Origin of the sequence: Chlorobaculum thiosulfatiphilum (assembly GCF_006265165.1) — a bacterium.
In the GTDB taxonomy this organism is placed as follows: Bacteria; Bacteroidota; Chlorobiia; order Chlorobiales; family Chlorobiaceae; genus Chlorobaculum; species Chlorobaculum thiosulfatiphilum.
In genome coordinates this window covers 1-743 of the sequence record NZ_VDCH01000062.1, presented here as the reverse complement: position 1 = coordinate 743, position 743 = coordinate 1, and the positions used below count along the sequence as shown (strand labels likewise).

General features: G+C 44.3%; 2 protein-coding genes. One reads left to right on the top strand and one right to left on the bottom strand.

Annotation, left to right across the window (positions count from 1 at the left end; genetic code table 11):
- Window positions 1-51: 51 nt before the first annotated feature.
- Complete coding sequence (locus FGF66_RS12370; protein WP_170181383.1) at window positions 52-354, bottom strand: hypothetical protein; 303 nt, start codon at window positions 352-354, stop codon at window positions 52-54.
- A gap of 140 nt (window positions 355-494) precedes the next feature.
- Here FGF66_RS12370 and FGF66_RS12365 point away from each other — a divergent pair.
- Window positions 495-743 (top strand): transposase family protein (locus FGF66_RS12365; protein ID WP_139457354.1); only part of this gene is annotated, 249 nt, incomplete at its 3' end.

Below are 743 nucleotides of genomic sequence, written 5' to 3'. Positions count from 1 at the left end.
GTTTGCAGGGCAATATCGCCTTGTTTCGATGTCGCTGGTCAGAAGAATATTTCAAATCGCTCTTTTTAGAGATGCCCTAAAATAGATGTCGCGAGCCTCATCCTCGCCGTCACAATGAATTGCTTGACGACTCAATCCTACATAAGGTTCGTCTATTTCAATATCTATACGAATACAGCCAGTGGGTCTTTTATCTATTAGTGCAATATCTGGCTCATATGGCCGAGTACCATTAAATATTTGAATTGAACCGCTGATTTCGAAATAATCTCCAAAGTATCTTGTTAAAGAATCCTGAAAAGACTCTTCTTTGTAGCCTCTCATTTTTGCTCGGCCTTTACGATAGCTTCTCACCACACAACCCTTTTGTGGTATTTTTAATACAGGATAATATTTGTTATTTAGGCTCTTCGCAGAATATCGTGGAAAGAAGGGTGTGTATGAGGTAACATAGAGTAATTTTGAGCTTTACCCAACCGCACCTTGATACTCCCATGCAGAGCCTGACGAGCCATTACCACCAACTTTTAGGTCTTTCCTCAAACTGGAAGGTCGAGAACGTTCATGTGTCGATGAGCGGCAAGCGGGTCGAGATCAGACTGGTCTGTACCGGCAAGCAGGTCGCGTGTCCGGTATGCGGTGCATCATGCAGCATTTATGACCATGCCACTGAGCAACGATGGCGTCATCTGGATACCATGCAGTTCGAGACCATTCTGGTGGCCTGTTTGCCACGTTGTCAA